The 24,400-nt window shown below is 32.3% G+C and carries 17 protein-coding genes; 5 read left to right on the forward strand and 12 right to left on the reverse strand.

The features are described 5' to 3' along the window. Nucleotides 1-394 precede the first annotated feature (394 nt). The 3 genes from AC9UFV_RS07270 to AC9UFV_RS07280 form a co-directional block, all read right to left on the reverse strand. A complete protein-coding gene (locus AC9UFV_RS07270; protein ID WP_509574351.1) occupies nt 395-2,791 on the reverse strand; it encodes a DUF7151 family protein in 2,397 nt (798 codons plus the stop codon). After that, nucleotides 2,781-3,266 carry a T9SS type A sorting domain-containing protein gene (locus AC9UFV_RS07275; protein ID WP_509574353.1) on the reverse strand — a complete coding sequence of 162 codons (486 nt, stop codon included), beginning with the start codon at nt 3,264-3,266 and terminating at the stop codon, nt 2,781-2,783. Before AC9UFV_RS07275 ends, AC9UFV_RS07270 begins: the two co-directional genes overlap by 11 nt. A 176-nt stretch (nt 3,267-3,442) precedes the next feature. Continuing rightward, nucleotides 3,443-4,927 carry a cryptochrome/deoxyribodipyrimidine photo-lyase family protein gene (locus AC9UFV_RS07280; protein ID WP_509574356.1) on the reverse strand — a complete coding sequence of 495 codons (1,485 nt, stop codon included), beginning with the start codon at nt 4,925-4,927 and terminating at the stop codon, nt 3,443-3,445. A gap of 314 nt (nt 4,928-5,241) precedes the next feature. Here AC9UFV_RS07280 and AC9UFV_RS07285 point away from each other — a divergent pair, with 314 nt between their 5' ends. Both AC9UFV_RS07285 and AC9UFV_RS07290 read left to right on the forward strand, forming a co-directional pair. Continuing rightward, nucleotides 5,242-5,880 (forward strand): hypothetical protein, encoded by a 639-nt coding sequence (locus AC9UFV_RS07285; RefSeq protein WP_509574358.1) that lies wholly within the window; start codon nt 5,242-5,244, stop codon nt 5,878-5,880. Between the two features lie 74 nt (nt 5,881-5,954). Beyond that, nucleotides 5,955-6,395 (forward strand): 5' nucleotidase, NT5C type, encoded by a 441-nt coding sequence (locus AC9UFV_RS07290; protein WP_509574360.1) that lies wholly within the window; start codon nt 5,955-5,957, stop codon nt 6,393-6,395. A 74-nt stretch (nt 6,396-6,469) separates the two neighbouring features. On the opposite strand, the gene AC9UFV_RS07295 is transcribed toward AC9UFV_RS07290, so the two are convergent. Both AC9UFV_RS07295 and AC9UFV_RS07300 read right to left on the reverse strand, forming a co-directional pair. Continuing rightward, nucleotides 6,470-6,799 (reverse strand): DUF805 domain-containing protein, encoded by a 330-nt coding sequence (locus tag AC9UFV_RS07295; RefSeq protein WP_509574362.1) that lies wholly within the window; start codon nt 6,797-6,799, stop codon nt 6,470-6,472. Between the two features lie 202 nt (nt 6,800-7,001). Further along, on the reverse strand, nt 7,002-7,835 hold the full coding sequence (locus AC9UFV_RS07300) for an ion transporter (RefSeq protein WP_509574364.1): 834 nt from the start codon (nt 7,833-7,835) through the stop codon (nt 7,002-7,004). 120 nt (nt 7,836-7,955) lie between these two features. On the opposite strand from AC9UFV_RS07300, the gene AC9UFV_RS07305 reads away from it, so the two are divergent. From AC9UFV_RS07305 to AC9UFV_RS07315, 3 genes are all read left to right on the forward strand, one after another. Next, nucleotides 7,956-8,510 (forward strand): hypothetical protein, encoded by a 555-nt coding sequence (locus AC9UFV_RS07305; RefSeq protein ID WP_509574366.1) that lies wholly within the window; start codon nt 7,956-7,958, stop codon nt 8,508-8,510. 574 nt (nt 8,511-9,084) lie between these two features. Next, a complete protein-coding gene (locus AC9UFV_RS07310; RefSeq protein WP_509574368.1) occupies nt 9,085-9,414 on the forward strand; it encodes a 7(1) septoil knot domain-containing protein in 330 nt (109 codons plus the stop codon). 41 nt (nt 9,415-9,455) lie between these two features. Further along, a complete protein-coding gene (locus AC9UFV_RS07315) occupies nt 9,456-10,739 on the forward strand; it encodes a hypothetical protein (RefSeq protein WP_509574370.1) in 1,284 nt (427 codons plus the stop codon). A 131-nt stretch (nt 10,740-10,870) separates the two neighbouring features. On the opposite strand, the gene AC9UFV_RS07320 is transcribed toward AC9UFV_RS07315, so the two are convergent. The 7 genes from AC9UFV_RS07320 to AC9UFV_RS07350 form a co-directional block, all read right to left on the reverse strand. Beyond that, nucleotides 10,871-11,464: a pyroglutamyl-peptidase I family protein gene (locus AC9UFV_RS07320; RefSeq protein WP_509574372.1), complete on the reverse strand. Its 594-nt coding sequence runs from the start codon at nt 11,462-11,464 to the stop codon at nt 10,871-10,873. Nucleotides 11,465-11,467: 3 nt separating this feature from the next. Beyond that, nucleotides 11,468-13,000, reverse strand: coding sequence for a hypothetical protein (locus tag AC9UFV_RS07325; RefSeq protein ID WP_509574374.1), 1,533 nt, complete (start codon nt 12,998-13,000; stop codon nt 11,468-11,470). Between the two features lie 376 nt (nt 13,001-13,376). After that, nucleotides 13,377-15,845, reverse strand: coding sequence for a beta-mannosidase (locus tag AC9UFV_RS07330; protein ID WP_509574376.1), 2,469 nt, complete (start codon nt 15,843-15,845; stop codon nt 13,377-13,379). Then, nucleotides 15,838-16,509 (reverse strand): copper homeostasis protein CutC, encoded by a 672-nt coding sequence (locus AC9UFV_RS07335; protein ID WP_509574378.1) that lies wholly within the window; start codon nt 16,507-16,509, stop codon nt 15,838-15,840. Before AC9UFV_RS07335 ends, AC9UFV_RS07330 begins: the two co-directional genes overlap by 8 nt. 4 nt (nt 16,510-16,513) lie before the next feature. Next, nucleotides 16,514-17,500, reverse strand: coding sequence for an isoaspartyl peptidase/L-asparaginase family protein (locus AC9UFV_RS07340; protein WP_509574380.1), 987 nt, complete (start codon nt 17,498-17,500; stop codon nt 16,514-16,516). Continuing rightward, a complete protein-coding gene (locus AC9UFV_RS07345; protein ID WP_509574382.1) occupies nt 17,500-19,770 on the reverse strand; it encodes a glycoside hydrolase family 20 protein in 2,271 nt (756 codons plus the stop codon). The genes AC9UFV_RS07340 and AC9UFV_RS07345 overlap by 1 nt, the downstream gene beginning before the upstream one ends. Nucleotides 19,771-19,980: 210 nt before the next feature. Further along, nucleotides 19,981-24,246, reverse strand: coding sequence for a PKD-like domain-containing protein (locus tag AC9UFV_RS07350; protein ID WP_509574385.1), 4,266 nt, complete (start codon nt 24,244-24,246; stop codon nt 19,981-19,983). Nucleotides 24,247-24,400 lie beyond the last annotated feature (154 nt).

The following is a 24,400-nucleotide window of genomic DNA, read 5'->3' on the forward strand; positions in this document are numbered from 1 at the left end:
AATAATTTATTGAAAAAAGAAATAAAATGAGAGGGATTAATTTTTTCATTATTTATATAATTTAAACTCCTCAAAGTTAATAATTTGTTTTACATATTTTAACATTTATTATAAACATTCTAATCCAATTAGTTAACGTACTGATCCACTTATTAAACGTTTGGAATGTATAAGCAAGGGGAAGAGCACAACATGAAATTGAGTCCTATGGTTATTAGTAATAAGTTCGCGAGTGAATATTGGGAGCGCAGAAAGCAAAAAAGGGCTGTTATTTTTCATAACTGCCCTTTGTTTTAGTTTCCAAGTGGTTTGTGTAAAGAATCTTGTAAAAACATCTGGAACATTCCATCATAACAGATTAAACTATTGTTGCAAAACCAATTTGATAATTTATTTACCAATAAATTATAACCATACCATTACCACCATTACCAATTGTTAGTACATTAAATATTCCAATTGAAGTACCTTGAGTCCATAAACCCGCCCCTCCACCGCCTGGAGAACCACCAGTAACATCATTTGCTGAATATGCAGTTCCACCATATCCACCAATTGGCGCATCCCCTCCTTTTATAAAAGTATTTGATGAAGACGGTATATGTATATTTTTTCCTCCTTTTAATGCAATAATATTTCCGTTTGAATTTCCAGGTTGAGAGCTTCCTGCACCTCCTCCTGAAGCACCTGTCGATGTTATATGAGTCCCAAACGAGCTGTTACCACCGGCTCCATGAGCATTTGTACTCATAGTGCCTCCCGAGCCAACTGTTATTGTAATGTCTGTGTTTTCTGTAACATTGTAAATACCTTTACCATATCCGCCTGCCGATCCAGCGAAAAAACTTCCCGAATTAGCACCACTAGCTCCAGCACCCCAACATTCAACAAGTACTTTATTTACTCCTTGTGGAACAGTCCAAGTAAATGAACCTGCTGTTGAAAATTTTATAAAATTTGAAAATGATGAGCCTGAATTTAAGGTGTTTTGCGGAGTATTATTACAAATATATTTAGTTAATGTTCTATTTATTTCATCAGTATCTAACAAACCATTACTATTTACGTCAATTCCTACTTCAATTTTAGTTCCACCATTAGCACAGTTTGTCCCTATGGGTTCTGAAGTAGTATTAATTAATGAGTTTGAACCATTAATACCATTAGTTCCATTTAATCCAGTTGCACCGGTTAATCCAATAGGTCCTTGAGAGCCTGTTGCTCCTGTTGCCCCTTGAATACCTTGAGGTCCAGTTGCTCCAACAGCACCATTACAAACGTATTTCGTTAATGAAGTATTTATCTCGGCAGTATCTAATACACCATTTGAATTTGAATCCAATCCAATTTCTACTTTTGTACCCCCTGTTGCGCAGTTGGCTCCAGCTGCTTCAATTGTTGTTTTTACTAATGTATTTTTTCCATCGGTACCATTTGATCCTGTTGCTCCTGTTGGACCTGGAACTCCTTGAATTCCTTGTGCTCCTGTAGTCCCAGTTAATCCAATAGGTCCCTGAGGTCCCTGAGGTCCTGTAGCTCCTGTAGCCCCAGTTGCTCCTGTAGCCCCTGTTAATCCAATAGGTCCTTGTGGTCCAGTTGCACCAGTCGCACCCGTTAATCCAATCGGCCCTTGTGGACCAGTTAATCCAACAGCTCCCTGAGGTCCTGTAGCTCCTGTAGCCCCAGTTGCTCCTGTAGCCCCTGTTAATCCAATAGGTCCTTGTGGTCCAGTCGCACCAGTCGCACCCGTTAATCCAACTGGCCCTTGTGGACCAGTTAATCCAACAGCTCCCTGAGGTCCTGTAGCACCTGTCAATCCAATAGGTCCCTGAGGCCCGGCCGGTCCCGTTGCACCAGTAGCCCCTGTTAATCCAATAGGTCCTTGTGGACCAGTCGCACCCGTTAATCCAATTGGTCCTTGTGGACCCGTTAATCCAACAGCTCCCTGAGGTCCTGTAGCGCCTGTTAATCCAATAGGTCCTTGTGGTCCACTCGCACCAGTAGCTCCTGTTAAACCAATTGTTCCCTGAGGTCCTGTAGCACCTGTCAATCCAATAGGTCCTTGTGGTCCACTCGCACCAGTTGCTCCCGTTAATCCAATAGGTCCCTGAGGCCCGGCCGGTCCCGTTGCACCAGTTGCTCCCGTTAAACCAATAGGTCCTTGTGGTCCAGTTGCTCCAATAGCACCTTGAATTCCTTGAGGTCCTACTAATGAAACTCCATTAGTAGGCCATCCTGTAGCTGTTTTTGGGCCAAAAATTTTGTTAGTGGTGGTATTGATATAAAAGTCACTAGGTGTTCCAATATTGGATTGAGGGTCGGTAGTGCCGTTTAATAACGCTTTTCCTCCTCCTGATTGATTAGCGTAGAAGGCATAGGGAACACTCATTAATTGTTGACTACCTTTGATTGTGTAATTAGTATAGGGAGGTGTTCCACTTACATCAATTTCAGATTTTATATAATACTCATTGGTTGACCAATTCACACTACTTAAATCACCAGATATTGGAGTTCCTGTTCCAATGGCAATTGAAAATAACCCGTTTTGATTGGTAGTAGCAACATGTGATTCGATGTAAACATTTATCCAACGTGCAGACGAGCGTTCAGTTGGGAAATAATAAATGGTGATCTTAACTCCAACTTGAGAATTAACAACAAGCGTATTTGAACTATTTCGAACCACTGCCTGATAGGACATTTTTTGTGGCGCCTGTGCAAAACCCATTTGTAGACAAAGTAAAATGGCCAGAATTGCTAATGACTTTTTCATGAATTTATTTTTCATTTTTAATTATTTTTATGTTTTTTTCAAATCCATTTTCTGAAATAACTTTCAAAAAATAAGTAGCAGTGGGGAAATTTTCTAAGGAAATTATTGATTCATTATCTTTAAAATTCCCTTCTTTAATTAACTTTCCTGAGGTATCAAAAAGAAAATAATTATAGATGGTCCCTAAACTACTAAGGTGAATTTTAATATTATCAAAGGTTGGATTTGGATAGGCAGTAAATACTAAATTGTGTTCAGGGTTTATACTTTCTAGTGTAATAATTTTTGGAGTACCATTTTGTGGTTGTTGAACCCCTAAATAAATAACAGTAGTTGCATTGCTATAATTCGTAAAATCTATTTGACCTAAAGTGTATGAAATGCTTGAAGTTCCTGCAATAAAAGTGTTTCCAGAAGCATTAACGCTAGATTGAGAAAATGAATAATTTATTGAAAAAAGAAATAAAATGAGAGGGATTAATTTTTTCATTATTTATATAATTTAAACTCCTCAAAGTTAATAATTTGTTTTACATATTTTAACATTTATTATAAACATTGCAATCCAATTAGTTAACGTACCGATCCACTTATTAAACGTATAATCAATTCAATGTCAATAACTTTGATTTTGCTGGAGCAGACCTTTTTATGGGGCTATGAAAATCAATTCTTCTTTACTTTCCAGTTAGGATTATTAACGTGTTTTTGTAAAATCCTTTTTCCTTCTTGTTTTACTTCGTCTTTTTTTCGGAAACTCCAAACAATATCGGTAGCGTATTTTCTAGTTTCTTCAATATCTACAATAGGAGCAGGGTAGTCTTTCCCAATGATACAGTTGTAAAATTGTTGTTCCATTTCGTTCATTTTCCATGGCTCATGAAGCAATTCAATGGGCACTTCTTTTAATTCCGGCAACCACTGCTTGATAAAAACACCTTCTGAATCATGTTCCTCCGAGTTTTTGATAGGATTGTATATTCGGATAGTATTTATTCCTGTTGTTCCTGATTGCATTTGAATTTGAGGATAATGAATACCCGGTTCGTAATCTAAAAACTGTCGTGCTAGGAAGTGTAATTCTCGCCAATCTTGCCACAAGTTGAAAGTAAAAAAGGAAACTACCAAGGCTCGCATTCTAAAATTAATATAACCAGTTGCCACTAAACAACGCATGCACGCATCCACAATAGGGACACCGGTTTTACCTTCTTGCCACGCTTTAATGTAGCTTTCATTTTTTGGCTTAACTAAAGCATCGTAAGCTTTGTTAACGTTTTCAAATTCCATTGAACATTCATCTTCAAATTTTTGAATAAAATGACAATGCCAATGCAATCGGGAAACAAAATTAAGAATCGCACGTTTGTTTTTGGAAGTTTCATAATGCTGGTTCGTATATTGATAGATCATCCGCATGCTAATATTTCCGTAGGTCAAATAGGGAGACAATCGGCTGCAGCCTTTTCGACTCAAAGCAGGTTTTGAAATGTGTTTGCTATAATTTACATAGCGTTCTTTCACAAAACTATCCAAATAACGCCACGCCCAATATTCGCCACCCTGTTGGAAATTTTTATTGGGAGTGGTAATTTCTGTTGGTAGTGTTTTACCTTTTATTGAATCATAAAATTCAGGATCCAATTCAATTGTTTTTAATTCGGATTCTTTTATAATTTTTGGGGTGTCACGCATTACTTGTTCCCATCTTTTATCCCAATCCTGTCTCGATTTTAGTTTTCTAATCACTCCATGCATCTGAAATTCTTTCCAAGAAATATCATTTTTTTGAAAGAAATTAATCATTTCAATGTCGCGATTATACGTTATACTGTTTCCAATTTCCTGATGGGAGAAAACGGTTTTAATCTCATATTTTTTAATCAATTCTGAAAAAACGGTTTTTACTTCGTTATGAAAAAAATAGATTTTAGAATTTGAAGGGTTTAGTTTTTGATTTAAATCTTCTATCGATTGGTAAATAAATCGCCAATGACGTACATCTGAATCGGGGTAGCTCATGACGGAAGGTTCGAAAAAACAAATAAATAAAAGCGGTATTTCTGACTGGTGTGCAGAATACAATGCCTCGTTATCTATTAAACGGTAGTCACGTTTGAACCAAACAATATTTATAGCTTTTTTATCCAAAGAAAGAATTGCAATTTATTTATGATGTTGTTAAATCAAAAACAATTTTGCTTTTATTGATTAATTTAAAACACAAACAAAGGTAGTTATATTAATTTCAGAGAAAAGAAAATTATTTCTAGAAACATTATAATAGATGATAGATTTTGTTTGCGTGTTTTGAGGTTAAAAAAAGAGAGATTACACGTTAACTAATTGTACCTATATAAAGTATAAAACCTTTCTATTTTTTTATAAATTAGCAAACAAAATGGAATTACAATTTATTGCTAATTTACATTTTACGATATTTCACTAATTTAAATAACTATTTTATGAAAAAAATAATCCCAATCCTTTTTATGTTTTCATTTTTAGCAACTAGTTGCGGTACTGAATCCAAAGCAGTAGATGTTTGTAGGTGTTTAACAGAGCCCGGAAATTCAGATTGGAATAAAGAAAACCAGGATGCTTGTAGGGATGCTATTAGTAATGAAATAGGGGTAGAGAATTGGGAAAAGGTAAATATGTCCGAGAATCCAATAGTAAGTGCAAAATTTGATGCTTTAGCAAAAAAGTGTTCGCAGAAAGATAGTAGTGCCGAAAATAAAAATGAAGTCATAGAAAATAACGAGTCAGCTACTAATAGTAACAATTCGTTTTTAATTCCAAATATTGGGACTTCCAATGGTTACATTTGGGAATCCATTAATGTAGAGGCGCAAGTGTATGCTACCTTGGCTTTTGACGATGGTATTTTTCGCAATACCACCTACTTAATGAATGGCAAAACGAATTCTGAAGATTTTACAAAAATGTTAGATCTAAATGGAACCTGGAATACAATTGATACCAACAAAGCAAGTGGATTAATTGAATTGAATAATAAAGAGGTTTCTTGGATTTTTAGTGAAGACTATTCAACCTTAACCAATAATAAAGGGGTTATTTATAAGAGAATCAAAGTTGAATAAAAGAGGTTTTTTTTAAATATTTATTGAAATTTTAAAGCTCCTAAATTCACAGTTTGATTTCTTTGAACTTAATTATGAAAAAAATAGTATATGTAGACATGGATAATGTTCTTGTTGATTTTAGTACTGGAATAGCTAGATTATCGCAAGAGGAGTTGGAAATATATAAAGGGAGATACGATGAAGCTCCCCATATATTTTCAAAAATGGATCCTATGGATAATGCCATAGAATCTTATATTCAGTTGTGTTCAAAATACGACACCTACATTCTTTCTACTTCTCCTTGGGAAAATTCTACTGCGTTAAATGATAAACTAGAATGGGTGAAAAAATACCTCGGTCAACACGCACATAAGAGACTAATTTTATCTCACAACAAACACTTGAATCACGGTCATTATCTTATTGATGATAGAGAAAAAAATGGAGCTGATAAATTTGTCGGCGAATTAATTTTATTTGGTGGTGAAAAATTCCCTGATTGGAAATCGGTGATGGAGTATTTAATTTGATTCGTTGTTGCAAATAATAAAAAAACCCACTAAAATTTAGTGGGTTTTTATTTGAACTTTATAAAGGTTTGAAATTATAAATTTTCAGTTTTAGGATTAGCTCCATATTGATTGTCGCCGTGATCACCTTCAGTACAAGCTAATACCAAGTTGTAAATTGGAATTAAAATGTACCAACCGCTTTTACCAACATCATGCATTCTTCTAACAGCCACAGCAATAGATGGAACTAAAACGGCTAAACTATATAGGTTCGCAAATTCTGGTAAACCCAATAGCCCGAATACGAATCCAAAGCAAAATGAAATTATTACATTGAAAAGAAAGAAATACCAATACTCGCTTCTTCTTGCACGACCACTGAATGTTGCATAATTTTGTAAAACTTTAAAATAGTAATTCATAGTATTATTTTTTGATTTTTTCCTACTCATTGTGGCTTTTCGGATTACGCCCCGTTTTTAATGTTGTTTCAAGACTCAACTAGTTTTTATTAAATCTTCTCAAAGCTAATAAATTATTTTAAAATAATTAACATTTTTTCTAAATAATTAATGAAATTAGTTTTAAAAAGATAGTCTAAATTTGAAAAAACTAAATTAAATTTTAAGATTTTTTGTCCTGTTCCTCCATTAATTGATTAAGCTTTTCCATAATTTCATCTTGTTTGTTATTTAGTAAATTAATTTGTGCTTTTAATTCATCAATTGCTATGTCATTATTTTCATCCACTTCATCAACAATAGTGCTCATTTCATTGATGAAAATACTATTTACTAGTGATAATCCCAAAATGGTACCTAGAAATACAATTAATACAAAATATAGTTTAGCAAATACAGTAAATCCTTCAGATGAATGAATTTGAATTTCACGAACCACATCTGAAAACCCATCTCCAGAAAATATTTTGAAAATGGTATAAAAACTTTCAAAGGCATTACTAAAATACAATGGAGCGATATTTTTAAACAAACTAACTGAAATTACAGAAATTACAGTTGTGAAAATTACAAATGCAAATAAGATGAATGTTACTCCTTTAAACGCACTCAGTATTTTGTTAGTTATCTTTTTTCCGCCTGGAATATATTCTATAATACGCAAGGTTTTAAATAATCTAAACGATCGAAGGGCGATAAAACCTGACAAAATTTCAAATTCACTATCTATAAGAATTAGTATACTTGGTAAAGACAATAGTACAGAAATAAAATCTAGTTTATTCGAATTACTTTTAAAATAAACTGAAAAACTTTTGTCAATAAAAATTATAGAGTGCGCTATTTCAACTGCAAAAAACAGTGTCAAAAAGATATCTATTAAGTCAAAATAGAAGTAGTAAGGTTGAAATAATTCAAATGAATGAAGGTAAATTATAATTAGATTAAATAAAATTAGAAAAAATATCAGTTTTTCATTCTGTAAAATAGTTTTCATACTAGCTATTTAAATATTGCTAATTATATTAATTTATTAAGAACATACTTAATAACTTTAACAAATATATAAAAACTAATAAAATTATATATATTTATAATTAAAAACAAAACAGACTTTATGCACAATCTCAAAATTAATTTTCATGGCGAAAGTTGGACTTTAAAAAAGTTCGAATGCACTGCTGATGAATACGAGAAATGCATTGAGGTGGCTGCCAAAATGAATTTGACTTTGAAAGCGGCTCTTTTAAATCCTTTTTTTTATTATAATTTAAAAATCCCAACCATTCCATCTCTTGGGAATTTGCCTGGAAAAAAAATTACCGGATTATTGAATACGCCTAAAAATCAAATTGAAATAATTTTGGACGGAAAGCGAATATCAAAATTTCACTTTGACGATTTAATTCTACTTTTCCCACTTTATGATGTGGAGCGAATTGCCATTCAAGACGAATTAAATCCAGGAATTTATGTTGAACAAAAGGACATTGGATTCATCAAAAGCTATGAAATTAATATTCCCAATTTTAATCCCGAAGACATCCAATTCATACTTCTAGAACTAAAGAATAAATACTTACTTCAGAACGTTTCCTATCAGGGCTTGCCATTTAAAGTCAAAAACAGAGAGACAATGATTAATTATCAAAATAGTTTTGAAGTAATTTAGTGGATAAATATTATTTTAATTATAAAGTATTTGTCTATTATCAATATTATATTTGTCATAATGAAATGGATATGATGTAATGAAAGTTAGTGTTTTCAAATTATTTATTTAGAAATTATGATAAAAATCGTTTTCAAATCCAATAATTAGTTCCTTTGAATTATATTGAAAAAAAGGTTTAGTGAAAATAATATGTGAATCCGTTTCATAAGATTAAAATTTATAGCCGTAGCCTTTTTATATTATACTTCAATATTGAGAACTTGATTAATTTGTTTTAAATCACGTTCCAAAGTTCGGTAGGAAATAATGATATTGTAGTATCTTAAAAAAGCCATTATTTCTTTTTTATTCCGGTAATTGATATAATAATCCAATAATTCGCTTTAATCACTAAATGCCTTCTTAAAACGGAATCTTTTTTTTATCAAAAATAGGAAACTATAGACGTGTTTTGACTATTTTGACAATAATTTTGGATGAATAAGTTTTAAAAATAATTCAATTGAATTCTTATATTTGTTATTATTACGTTTTTTAATTCTTTCTAATTCCGCATTTTAATTTAAATTTTATGTTACAAAAAAAAATTTATTTACCATTATTAATATTTATAGTTACCATTTTTAATGTTAACGCTCAAATAGTGAAGTTTATAAAAAATCCACTTACAGCAAAATACAGAGTATTTATAACTAGTCAACCTACTCAAGCGAATCTTTTTGTATATAAAACTAAGAAATACGAAGAAGCTATTGGAGCGGGACTATGGTATATTGTTGACAATCCGGTGCTTTTTAAAAATGCAATGACTTTATTTGAAGTTAAAAGCAAGGATGAAGCCGATTTAATTGTTTATTTCACTAAAAAAAAGTCGGAGGCGGGGTATAAAAACGCTAAATAAATTTATTATTCTAAAATTTGGAATACAACTAAATAGAAATTATGACTCAAGATTACACTCAATATTCAATTGAAAATTACATCTTAAAAATTACAGGGGTTTTTAATTATGACAAAGAATTTTCAAAAAAAGCAAAGAATTCATCATACGAAAACCTGAAATATAGAAAGGATGATTTAATTTACTATAAAGATTATTTTTATCCAGATTTCAGAAAACAATTTTATAGTAACGACATTTCAAGGCATGAAATTTTAATTCTTAAATATGGAGTAAATCCAATTATTGATTTATGCAAAGGCGATAAAAAAGTTCAACTAAAAATAGCTGAAACCCGTCTGGATTTGTTTGATGAAGGTTTTGGCTTGTTTACATTAAATTTAGAAATACAATCTGAAATTGTAGGCATATCAAAATTTTCAGATGCCGCTTATTTAGCAAGAAATTTTGAAACGAAAATAGAAAATAACAAATATACTAAGTGGCATGAGTTTATAGAAAGTGAAATTTTATTAGGGTCTATTACTAAAGGACAATCGATTAAAGTGGATGAGTATTCGGGCACTAAATATAAATTGTTTATGGTTTTAGATATTCCAGAGTTAGTTGAAAAGGCAACGATGAAATCCCTTCTTTTTGATATTGGTACCTTATCAAGAATAGGCTCTGCAATAGGGAATTCTTATGATTCAATGGACAAAGAATACATAGATAGATTAGTAAAAAACAATTCAATTTCAGTATTTAATAACTACGAAGGTTTAGCACTACTTGACACTTTCACAGTAGTTGGCAATAAGATATTAGACCAAAATTTGAAAAAAGAAACCTACTCAACCGTTTATTATGGAATTTATTTATACTGTTTGTTTTTAAAGTATCAGTTATTTAAGTTCAACTATGACATTTCTGATTTAGACGATGACAGAAGATCAATTTTTCACGATTTTATGTCCAAATATTACTTTAATTATATCTCTTATAATTTTTTACCTACTGAAATATTCAACAAAATTAAAACTGCTTTGGATATTGAAAATGAGCTAAAAGTACTTAATGAGAAAATCGTTACAGTTGGACAAAAAATTCAAGAGGAACAGCAAGATAAAACCAATAAAATATTAGGAATTGTAACTCTGCTTACTTCCGTTTCATCTATTCAACCCGTTTATGATTATTTAATTGAAGGTCAAAAAATGCTGGGCTGGAGTTCAGAAATTTATTGGTTAACCACTATTTCAATCGTAATTATTCTTGGAGCTGGAGTTGGCTATTATGTTTTTAGGAAAAACATATTAAAGTGGATTAAAAAAAGAAAGAAATAATAAATAGAATAATTTACTAAACATTAGACTTTTTTTGATAGAATTTCGGATGTAAACCCTAGCCTACATTGTTGCAATTATTTAAGATATACATAGGATTTATTTATATAAACTTCTTTCACCAGAAAAATTTAAGTTAAATTTTGATTTTCTTTATGAATTAAATATTCCACAAAATCATTAATTATTTTTTTTTGGATTTCTATTGAAAGAGCTTTATTATTATTTTTAAAATCTGCAATATGAATAAAAATAACTTTAGATTCATTTTTGAAATGGTAAAGGCTTTTATAATATATATAATTACATAAATACCGTCCGGCATCATCTGAAATAACTACTTCATTTTTATATTTATTTAAAATATAATCAATAACCTCGAAAGGAAAATTACTTGAAATAATATCGTTTCCATTATTAATTATTTGACTTCCAGGCTCAAATCCATCTATATCATTACCCGAAATTGAATTATGAGCATTAATCTCTATTCTTAATTTATCAAAATTAGTAGCTACCCCTAGGTGAATAATATAATTGTATTTATTAATAATAATATCGTTGTATAAAGCATCAACAGCTTTGTAAGTAACCGGAATGACTTTCCAATCTATTGATTTCTTTAAATGGAAATTAAATTCATGTTTTAAATCATTCATTATTAATTCACTTGGATTATTTTCAAAATTATGAAAAGGTCCAAATGATGAAATTAGTATTTTCATAATCTATATTTTATATCCCTTAAAAGCTCTCATTAAGTAAACGCTGTCTTTAATTACACCGTTTATTGTATTATTATTCCAATCAATAGAAAATCTAATATTGAATTCAGGATAATTCCCGAATACATTATTTACGCTCTCTAATTTTACTTTTGCCAATTCTTCATAATTCCCTTCACAATAAATCAAGTTCAATTCTTTGTTTTCAGAAGTTATAATATTTGCATATATTTTATAATCAATTTCAATAATATGAAGTAATCCAATCTCTGTATTTTTTCCAACAAATTGAATTAACCATGTAGATGCTAATATTTTAATGTTGTCTAAATAAGTAGTTTTAACAATTGGTATTTTTAAATTAGTGTCAAAAATTCTAATTGGTAGTAAAGATCTAGTTTTTATAGCATTAAATGAACCGTTTAGTTCTCTGATATTCCACTCGCCTTCAAAAAATTGTCCGTCATCTAAAATTACACCATTGTAATTTATAGTCCATGAATTTGGAAATAAATACTTTTTATTGTACGAAAATATAATATCGTCATTTATTTGGCCTGAAATTTCTGCAAATAAATATTTGTCATCATTTTGAACATGATTCCAACTTGGATTAATTGGTTCAATTGAAAATCCAATAATTTCAGATTTTGTTCGAGCTAAAAATATTAAATCGAAATAAGTTTTAGAAGAATATTGAAAATACCATCCTTGCCAGCAACCTAATAAGTTAAAAATCTGATTATTAGCAAAAGGCTGGTCTATTTTAATTTCATCAAAATAATATTTAAAAAGTTGTTTAATTGACTCGTCATCATCTAATTTATTTATTTCTTCAATTGATTTTATAGCCCAAGACGGTTTTTCATCTTTATTTACATCAAATTTTCTGAATGATTCTAAGTCGTCTTTTGCTAGAATATCACTTAAACTATTTATGTTTTTATTTAATAATTTTAAAGCTACTTTTTTTTCTATATCAATTGCAGTTTCAATCGGAATAGTCATGTTCTCCTTTGCTTCAATGAGTGATTCATATTCTTCCAGTTCAAGGATATTATCCGCAAGTGCCGAATGTAATAAATCTGAATAATTTTCTAATTGAGCATTTTCGATATTGTTAGTTTGAGAATCAAATAATTTATCTTCTATAGTAATATTTAAATATTCATTAAAAAACCAATTGCATGTGCCGGTAAGTGCTTTTTCAATCATCTCTGCATGAACGTGAGATAATTCTTCCAATTCATCTTGTGGGTGAGAGGCCATATTACCATAAATTTGAATTGTACCAATAAGCGATGTAATTCTCATTGGAATTAATCCTGGCTTCTCTTTTAAAATTGATTTAAATAAGGTGTCAAACATTGTTTTTGGGGGAATTTGCCCAATTTCTCTTTTATAAATTTCTTTTAATATAGCTTCACAGCTAACTCTTGATTGTGAACATATTACTTGCGGCTTGTGCTTAAATCCAAGTGCCAATTTAATCAAATCAATTAATTTTGAAATTATTTTATTATCCGTAACAGCCATTTTATTAATTTATGATTTGTGATGTGAATAAATTATATTTTGATTTCAATTAGTTATCGTAATATTAATTTGAATATTTAACTTTCAAAGTTATATTTTATTTTTAATAGATGCCCAATAAATATAATTGTTACAATAGACCTGCACATAATACAACTCAATATCTCTATTTATTTTAGGCAAGTTGTAACTTTTATTTTTAATATAAATATCAAGCATAATTGCTGTCAAAATACCAATTAATAAATAGGGTATTAAAATATTAGTGTTAAAAATACTCACTACCAACTTATATTTTTTTAATAAATCAAATTTCTTTATAGATATAATTTTTCAATATTAATAATTTTTTATTCGTTTTGAAAATAGTTATTAGCTACATTTCATTCAAACACTTTATCCTCAACAATCCCTTTTTTCCTTTGAAAGCAATTACTCTTTTTTCATTAGGCAATAAATCTATGTAATTGTCGTCAAATTCTAATCCTTCTCCCTGTATGTAAACGTCTTTAGCTAAGGTATTTGTAGAAAGTTCAACGTGATTGTTGTCAATAAATTTATAAGTGATATTCGGTTTTTGAAGGATTAATTCTTTTGGGGAAACAAAATAATAATTCGCCAAGGTTTTCTCTCCTTTGGAATTAATGAATTCGACATAAAGCATACAATCATTCCATAATTTACGGTCTGGAATTTCTGAAATTGAAAGCTCCGTTGCATTAGTTACCGAATTGGAATTCAATAAAATGGACTTTGAATTTTTATTTATTTCTGTTCCGTCAAATTTGATTATTCTCCAATTTAGCGTTCCTTTTTCGTCATTTAATCCATCATTAACTATTTGAATTTTTATCGTATTTATATCTTTTTTAATTACAATTAATTTGCTTTCAAACGATCGTTTTATTTGGTATTGCGCCGCTTTCCAGCGTCCATAATAATCGGTGCTGCTCCACGAAGTTACAGGCCAACAATCGTTGAGTTGCCAGTACAAACTCCCCATGCAATAGGCCATTGCTGATCGATGGGCTTCAATTGCTATTTTAAAACCCCGAGCTTGTAGTAATTGCGACACATAAATATAATTTTCAAAATTGGTAGGAACTTTATAATCTCGCTCCATATAAGTTTGAATCGTTTCAAAACCCGTAGGATGCTTTTGATGGGCTTTCACTACTTCAGAAGTTAAGTTCATTTCGCTAGCTTTCGCAAATGATTGAAACGTTCTATAGTCTGGCATTCCTTGGAATCCGTATTCACTCATAAATCGTCCCACCTTTTTGGAGTAGGTTTCCAACGGTTCCATTCCCCACCAAACACCCCAATAATGGGAATCGCCTTGCGTCAGGCTTTCCTTTTTTCCCCAGCCAATAGAAGGGGAGGACGGCCAATAGTGGTTGTTCTGTTTGGAAACTATAGAATCTAAAACTGCGGGAATTTCTTTTTCAAATAACCGTTGGTAATTGTTCCAAATAGTAGTTGAATCGCTTTTTGAATAATTATATTGTTTTTGCCAACCCCAGTTTTTCCAGCCTTCATCTACTTCGTTATTTCCACACCAAAGTGCAATACAAGGATGATTTTGCAAACGAATTACTTGGTCACGAACTTCCTGTTTTACATTGGAAATAAAGGATTCATCTCCTGGAAACAATGCGCAAGCAAACATAAAATCTTGCCAAACTAAAATTCCTTTTTGATCGCACAAGGTATAAAAGTCATCATTTTCATAAACTCCACCGCCCCAAACTCGAATCATATTCATATTCGATTTTACAGCGGTTTCAATTATGTTATCATATTTTTTATAAGTCATTTTTGGCATAAATGATTCTGGCGGAATATAATTTGCCCCCTTCATGAAGACCTTTCTGCCATTAACTTTAAAATAGAAACTCTTACCGATAGCATCTTTTTCTTGAACTAATTCGATTGTTCGAAGCCCAATTTGTAATTTCTTATTATCTAATAGTTCTCCTTTTTTTCTAATTCGAATAGAGAAATTGTATAAGTTTTGTTTCCCTAATCCGTTGGGCCACCATTTTTTTGGATTATTTATTAGGTAGGGAATTTCGACTAGTTGAATTCCTTTTTTTAGAGAAACATATTTCGTTTTGTTATTAATTTCAATCGAATAAATACCTGGTTTCTGACAATTTATGGTTGTTTTAATTTTCAATTTTGCAATAGTATCATTTAATTTCTCTTGAGAATAGGAAACCGATTCCAATTGGACTGATTTCCAAAACCGAATAGCTACATTCTTCCAAATTCCTGCGGTTACAAAACGAGGTCCCCAATCCCAACCAAATTGATAGGGCGCTTTTCGAACATATACTTTTTCATCACCAGGCAAAACAAAAGGGGAGAGGGCAGCTGTTTTTTTAGCTTTTTGTGAAGACGATTCAAATTCAACCCTAAGTGTATTTTTACCTATATGGATGAATCTATTTATTGGTATTCGCCAAGTTCTAAACATATTATTCGCTACCAATATCAATGAATCATTCAGATAAACCGAAGCGTCGGTATCCAAACCGTAAAATACAAGTTCCTTATTCTGAGCAGTTAACTCTTTTTTTGAAATAGTAAATTTGGTTTGATAAACCCAATATTGCTCTTCAATCCATTGCAATTGCTTTTCGTTATTTCCAATAAATGGATCTTGAATTTGATGATTCAAAAACAAATCGGTGTGTATAGTTCCTGGAATGTGTGCTTTACTCCAAACATTATCTGAAAATTTCTGAACCTTCCAATTTTCTTTTGAAAGGGAACGCTCCCAATTTTGGGACCACCCATAAACCGAATAAAATAGTAAAATTAAATACAGTTTTTTAATCATTTTTAAGACAATCTTTAAGTGCATTAATTTCAAATAGATTAGCAATTTGTGACGCATCGGTAATTGCTGAAGAATGATAATAGTTTGCCTTAGTAATCGATTTTATTAAGGTTGTATTTGCAGCTCGTAAACTTCCACCGGGCATAATTTCTATTTGATTTCCAAATTGAATAATCGCCTCTTTAACCGATTCCATTCCCAACTCAATTTTGGATTTATTTCCGGAGGTCAATATTGTTTTAAAACCAATTGTAATGCAAGTATTTATTGCTTCAAAATAGTCATTTGTATAATCAATAGCTCTATGAAAACTACAAGGTAATGGCTTTGCAATAGCAACCAATTCTGAATTTCTTTCGAAATCTACAAGGTTATTTTGATCTAGAATTCCGAAAACAAAACCATCAATACCTGTGTTTTTAAAGTTTAAAATGGATAGCTTCATTTGATTAAATTCCTCCTCTGAATAGTTAAAATCACCCCCTCTTGGTCGAATCATTACAAGTAATTCTTTGGAAAATAAAAGTCTTGCTTTTTGTGTATCCTTTAAACTTGGTGTAGTTCCGCCTTCTTCAAAATTATCGCATAATTCAACGCGATCGGCTTTGCTTTGAGCAACAACAGCTACCGAGTCTAGATTAAAACAAGCAACTTCTAATTTCATAGTTCTATTTTAAATAATATGGCGCATCAATTAATCTATTTCCTGTAGTATCATAAACTGCGTAATTGAACCCGCCTTGAATGCAATACGAACCAACTTCACCTGATTTATTTAGTGCGATAAAACCAACTTGTATATCGGTTAAATTCTTATTTCGTGCCTTTGTCAATTTAATTATTCGTTGAACCGCTTCCTCGCATGCTTGTTGCGGAGATTTGCCTTGGCGCATTAATTCAACAACCAAATAAGAACCCGCAATTCGAATTACCTCTTCTCCATGGCCAGTTGCAGTTGCAGCACCAATTTCGTTATCTACATACAATCCAGCGCCAATAATTGGAGAATCGCCAACGCGGCCGTGCATTTTAAAAGCCATTCCACTTGTGGTACAAGCGCCAGATAAATTACCATTGGCATCCAAAGCAATCATTCCAATAGTGTCGTGATTTTCAATATTTGCTTTCGGTACATATTCAGATTTTTTAAGCCATTCTTTCCATTCTTTTTCTGAATCGGCCACCAATAAATTCTCTTTTTTGAATCCTTGCGATAAAGCAAAATCCAACGCTCCATCACCCACAAGCATTACGTGAGGCGTTTTTTCCATAACCGCTCTGGCTACCGAAATGGGGTGTTTTATGTGTTCTAAACAAGCCACAGAACCTATGTTTGATTGTTCATCCATAATGCAAGCATCTAAGGTAACCCGCCCGTCTCGATCTGGTCGTCCGCCATAGCCCACACTTCGTTCTGATGGATCGCCTTCTGGGATTTTTACTCCAGCTTCAACTGCATCCAAAGCCCGTCCGTTTTGTTTCAAAACTTCCCATGCGGCAGCATTGGCATCAATTCCGAATCGCCAAGTAGAAACTACAATTGGCTTGTTTATTTTGGTTGGAAAACGCAAACTATTCTCTGCTTTTACTCCTGTAAATGCCAATCCTACGCCTGCAACAGCAGCTGTTTTAATAAAATCTCTTCTTGTTTTCATTATTCTACTTTTATTTCGTCAATAAATAACCATGCCGGTTCACCAGCTCCAGGATTTCCTTCAAGTATTTTCCCTTGATTGTATGCATTTACCCTAATGAATCGAATAGAAGTTGTTGGAATTTCAATTTTCACGACCCCTTTTGAACTTTCGATTTCTTTAACTGAAATAGTACTTTCAGCAGAATAATCGATTCCGTTTTCTGAATAAGAAATAGAAATTTGTTTAGGATAATAAATCCAACTTGCGGGACTTGATAATACATCAACTGTTATTGATTGTACTTTTTTTACTGAACCTAAATCAATGGTCGCCAATACATCTTTACCTGAAAATCCTAGCCAATCCCTACCAAATTTTCCCCTATCGCCATACATTCCGTCTACTAAACTAAACGCACCATTTGCTTTATAAGAATTGCTCGGTTCGTCTTTTAAAGAAACCGTTGCGGCTGTTGCCAAATGAATTTCAAATTTTTGTTCTAAAACAGCACTTTTTTGAACATTTGAATCAAAACTTGCTGCTTTTAATGTGGTGTTTTTTTCAATTATAATGGGTTGGCTATACAATATAGAAGTATTGTTAGGATTGGTATTGTCTAAAGTGTAAAATATGGAAGAAGAAGGATTTTCGGCTGCTAATTCTACTTTAAGTAAATGATAATTTGATGCTGAAATTTTTGCTTTTACTTCAAATAAAGCCTTGCTGTAATTCACATTCATTTTGTCTAAAAGTGAAAAATGCTGTAGCAATCGGTTTTTAAAATCGGTGTAATTTGATGAGTTATCTTTTCCCCAAAGTACTTCTGCTAATGCTGCCATTCTTGGCATTGCCATGTATTCTACTTTCGCAAAATCTTCCATGTACTCTGTCCAAACATTTCCTTGAGCACCCAAAATATAGTTGCTTTCCTCAGCAGATAATTCTGTTGGAATTGGATTAAAATTATAAACCGTTTCTAAAGTAGTATATCCACCAATTGCTAATGGCTCCGTTTTTTGTTCGCCTTGATAATGATCAAAATAACAATGCGAACCCGGACTCATAACTACGAAGTGCTTCGCTTTTGCAGCAGCAATACCCCCTTCGGTTCCACGCCAACTCATAACGGCGGCATTTGGAGCTAGACCACCTTCAAGGATTTCATCCCAACCAATAATTTTCTTCCCTTTTTTATTTATGTATTTTTCAATTTGAGTGACAAAATAGCTTTGTAACTCGTGTTCGTCTTTTAGTCCATTTTCTTTAATTAATGCTTGACATTTTTCACATTGATGCCATCTTGTTTTGGGACATTCGTCACCGCCAATGTGAATGTATTCAGAAGGGAAAAGAGGTATTACTTCATCTAGAATTGCTTTTAAAAAGTTCAATGTGTTTTCGTTTGGACAAAAAACATCGTCAAGAACTCCCCATTTTGTTCCAACTTCAAATGGGCCACCAGTACAAGAAAACTCCGGATAAGCGGCTAAAGCTGCCGTTGCATGTCCTGGCATTTCAATTTCAGGAACTACTGTGATGTGTTTTTCTTTTGCGTAAGCTACAATTTCTTTAATGTCATCCTGGGTATAAAATCCTCCGTAGGGCTTTCCGTCAAAGCGTTGCTCGTTGTAATGCCCAACCATAGATTCTTTTCTGAAGGCACCAATAGAGGTGAGTTTTGGGTATTTCTTTATTTCTATTCGCCACCCTTGATCATCGGTTAAATGCCAATGAAAAACATTCATTTTATATAAAGCTAGATAATCGATGTATTTCTTGATATCTGATTTAGGAAAAAAGTGTCTTGCAACATCAAGATGCATTCCTCGCCATTTGAATTTAGGTTGGTCTTTAATTGTTAAAGCTGGAATTGGTGAATTGGTACTAGAATATTGATCAATCAACTGATTCAATGTTTGAATCCCATAAAAAAGCCCTTCTGAATTGCTGGCTTCAATTTTTATTTTTGTTGCCTTAATGTTGATTTTATATTCATCGATATCCATTTTTTGTAATGGATTCAATGACAATTCAATGCAATTATTTGACTTTTTGGAAATAGTATTTGTTGCCAACTCATAACCGAGTTGTTCTTTAATTATTTCCTTTAGGTATTGAACTTCTGGATTATCTTTTGGCGCAATTAAAACGGTTTGTTTTGTGATTAAAAACGAAGGGGCTTTTTCTAATAAAACTAACTTTGGTTTTGGAATAACTGGGATAGAAGATTGCGCGATAATTACGCTACTCAATGAGAATAAAAATATAATTGCTATTTTTCTAAACATAGATTTAATAATTTATTTGATTTCCATTTCTTTAGGATTGTGAAATAACGTTCTATATTTTAAGAAATAGAATATCAAATGTAGTAAACTTTTTTAAGTAAACTTTTAAATTATTGATTGTATATCTATCAAAATTGTATTTGAAATAATCTTAAATTAACAAAGTGTTCCAATAATTGAAAATAGTATTTAACGATTATTGATTGCAAATTACCTTAACAATGAAAAATGTGATTTGAAAGTTCTCCAAACATTTGATCCGCTACTGTCTTTTTCAATATACTCTAATACAAACCAATAATCTGTTGCTGGCAAAGGATTTCCGTTGTAATTTCCATCCCATCCTTGGCCTAAAGGGTTTAATTGAGTAATTAATTTTCCGTACCTATCAAATATGTAAATTTTAGCAGAAGGTTGGTTTTGAATTGCATAAATATTCCAATAATCATTGTAGTTGTCACCATTTGGTGTAAAGTAATTAGGGAAATCTATTACCAAAGTGGAGGTTTTTAAATTAGTACAATTAAAAGCATCTTGAACGGTAATAGTATGTAATCCAGAAGGAACTAAAGTAAAAACATTTGAGGCTTGAAACGGACCATTATCGAGTTGGTATAAAAAGGGTCCAGTTCCACTATTAACTACAACAGTAACACTCGCACTATTGGATATGTTGTTTTCAACGTATGCATACAAACTAATAGCAGGATTTGCAGTAGAAACAATTGCTGAAACAGCAGGTGACGATACACAGCCAGTAATTGTATTGGTGGCAACAACTGTATAAGTTCCAATTACTGAAGCTAAGTAAGTACTTTGAAAGGAATTTGGAATTGGATTTCCGTTAAAAGTCCAGATAAAAGTATGGTTTAAATTGCCTAAACCAGAGTCAAGTAAATAGTTTTGGATTACACTTCCTGAAGCATTTACGCAAATAGAACCATCTGTTAAAATTGGCTTAGGTAATGGGAGTACTCTTACAGAAAATATACCAGGGTTTCCAGTACAACCATTTGATGTAGGCGAAACAGTATAATTAACTAGACCTATTGAATTTCCTGAGTTTTGTAGTTGTTGTGCAATTTGATTTCCTGTACCATTGGAGTCACCTGTAGGCCCGTAGGAAATGGATGTCCATGAAAAAGTACTACCACTTACATTTGAAGTTAAAGGAATAGTAGTTGTTTGATTGCTACAAATGGATGGATTGGTAATATTAGTTAATTGAGGTATTGGTTTTACAATTACAGGAATTGATAATGGCAACCCGATACAGCCGGAGTCAACGGGAGTAACATTATAAGTAGCTAATCCTTGTGTTAGATTATTATTTACTAATATTTGATTTATATTATTTCCAGAACCTGGTAAGGCCCCGGTTACATTATTTTGTGTTACTAGCCATGAAAATGTTGTTGCTGAAAGATTACTTGAAAGGGTAATATTAGTATTTTCATTAGAGCAAATCGCCTGATTTATAGAATTAGAGGTTACTGTTGGTCTTGGATTTACTTTAACTAATGCCGTAGTGCTATTTCCTGGGCAATTATTTAAAATAGAATTAATATTATATAAAACTTCACCCTGTATAGAATTGTTATTCGTTAATGTTTGAGAAATAATACTTCCAATACCGTTACTTGCTCCATTTGCATTCGTTTGAATTACAGACCAATTATAGGTTGTTCCAGTGATATTGCTTGTTAAATTAATAGGAATAATGGTATCGCCAGAACAAATTAATTGTTGGTTTGGAGTGGCAACAATTACAGGTTTAGGTGTAATATTTATTCGAACACTTATAGGATTTCCAATACAATTATTGGCTGTAGGTACTAAAGTGTAATCTGCTATTCCGAAATTGGTTGAATTCGAATTTAAAATTTGATTTATAGAATTGCCACTTCCTGGGTTAGCTCCCACAATATCTGTTTGATTTACAGTCCAATTAAAAGTAGTTCCAAGAACATTTCCGGTTAAATTAATTGAAGTGCTTTGACCAGAACAAATATTTTGTGAATTGGGATTTGCAATTGCATCTGGAATTGGATTTACGATAACTGTTGATTGAATTGGACTTCCCACACATCCATTTGAAGTAGGTGTAATTTCATAAATCACATTTCCTGGCGTAAAGCTTGAATTAGTAAGCGTTTGACCTATTAAGTTTCCAGATCCATTTGTTGCACCGGTTACATTTGTTTGAATTGTTGTCCAATTAAAAGTTGTCCCTACAAGATTACTAGATAAAGAAATTGTAGTTGAAGATAAAGAACAAATTGTATTCGCTGATTGAATTGCGGTTGCCACCGGAATTGGATTAATAATAATTGTTGTTGTAGCTGTAACTTGAGCACAACCTCCAGATGCAACTATTGTATAAGTAACCACATAATTGCCCGGAGCACTTGTACTTGGTGTAATTGTGCCTGTAGTTGAATTAATAAACAAACCAGCAGGAGTTGAAGTGTAAAATCCTCCAGAAAAAGAACCTGTTCCGTTTAAAGTTACTGCTTGTGCTGTGGTTAAAGTAGCACAAAATGGAGAACCAGCATAAGTTATTGTGGCTGTTGGAGTTGCGGTAATCACCACATTTGTTGTAACAGGAACGGAAGGACAACCGCCAACAGCTAATGTTGAATAAGTAACTACATAATTCCCAGGAGTACTTGTGTTAGGGGTTATATCTCCAGAAGATGCATCTATAGTCAAACCAGTTGTTGAGGTAAATGTACCTCCAGTATAGGCTAAAGTTCCATTTAAGGTAACAGCTTGAGCAGAATTTAAAGTAGTACAAAATGGAGAATTTGCATAAACAATCGTAGCTGTTGGAACAGCCGTAATTGTAACATTAGTTGTAGTTTGTATTGAAGCACAACCTCCAGATGCTAATGTAGTGTAAGTAACCACATAATTTCCTGGTGTGCTAGTGCTAGGAATAATAGCACCTGTAGAAGCATTAAGAGATAAACCTGCGGGAGTTGAAGTATAAGTCCCACCAGTATAGGTTCCTGTTCCGTTTAAAGTTACTGCTTGTGCTGTGGCTAAAGTAGCACAAAAAGGAGAACCAGCATAAGTAATTGTGGCAGTTGGAATTGCAGTAATTGCTACTGAAGTGGTCGCCGGCAAAGGATTACATCCGTTATTATTTGAAACGTTATAGGTTATTGTATAATTGTTAGGTAAACTTGTATTGGGCGTTATCTCTCCCGTTGTTGAATTTAAAGTCAATCCTGCTGGAATTGAAGTATAAGTTCCTCCAGTAAAAGCACCGGTTCCGGTTAAAGTTAATGATTGTAGGTTGCTGTTATCAATGCAATAACTTGGCGAAGTATAACCTATTGTCGCTGTAGGAACATTAATAACATTTATTGTATCATTTTTCACACTTACACAACCTAAGCTGTTTGTTAATGTCAAAGTTACATTGTAATTTCCTGGGTTAGGATAAGAATGAGTTGGGTTAGGGCTAGTAGATGTTGTTCCGTCTCCAAAATTCCAAAGGAAATTTGTAAAAGAGGAAGGTGCTGGAGTTACAGATAAAGCACTTGAAAAAACGGTATTTGTAAAACAATTATTAGTAATACTAAAATCTGCTACTGGGTCACCTATTGATAATGTGGTTGATAAATTTACTATACATCCTGTAACTGAAGTTAGTACGCAGGTATAAATTGCGCCTACTGTTGGATTAGTTACATTAATATTTTGTGTAGTTTCACCTGTACTCCATAAATAACTAAATCCTGGAGGTGCAGATAAGGTTGCACTTGTAGAATTTGAACAGTATATGGTTGTAATTGAAAGCGGCGAACAATAAGCATCAATATATGCGTAACCAAAATGACCACCTAAATCGCAATCTCCTGTTGCAAACTCAATTGTTATTGACCCTCTTCCGATGTAGGGAGTTAAATTTAAACCAACGGTTGTCCAGTTTTTATATCTTATTGGAGAGGCAGATAAACTAGTTGAACAAGTCTGAAATCCCGGAATACTTGAATTTGAAACCACCGAATATTGTCCACATGTTGGGTCAATAATTTGATTAGTAGAATCATAAACTTTTATTTCAAATCGGGGTTGATCTATTGCTGTATGGGTTGGGTCTTGAAATACAACAGCATATTTATAAATAAATAGGGCATTGGAAGAAGTTACATTTGGTATAGTGTAAGATAATTTTTCTGCTTGTCTACCAGTGCTAGAGTTACCTAATCTAGCAGAATAAAGACCTCCAGGAGCTACAACAGGAACTGTATTACAAGTATAAGGATCTGTTCCAGTCCCACTCATTATGGTGTGTCTTCCCGCAATTATTGTTGAAGGAGTTGTATTTATTGGACAACATGAACCAGTTTGTCCATTCCAACCATTGAAATTTCCAAGTTCGAAATCAGCGTTTACACAAGATGAGGATTGTGAAAAGGAAAAAAAACTTGAAAGTAATAGTAAAATGAATAGGACTTTTTTCATGTAAATTATTATTTATTATAAATTTATGAATACAAATCGATTCATTACTGTGTTGAGGTTTTTAAACATAACAAATTTACTAATTAAATATTACATTTGTTTAAAAATGAATTGAATTGTAATCATATTTAGTTATCGTAAGGATTTTAATAGT

Origin of the sequence: Flavobacterium sp. (genome assembly GCF_044349645.1) — a bacterium.
Lineage (GTDB): Bacteria > Bacteroidota > Bacteroidia > Flavobacteriales > Flavobacteriaceae > Flavobacterium.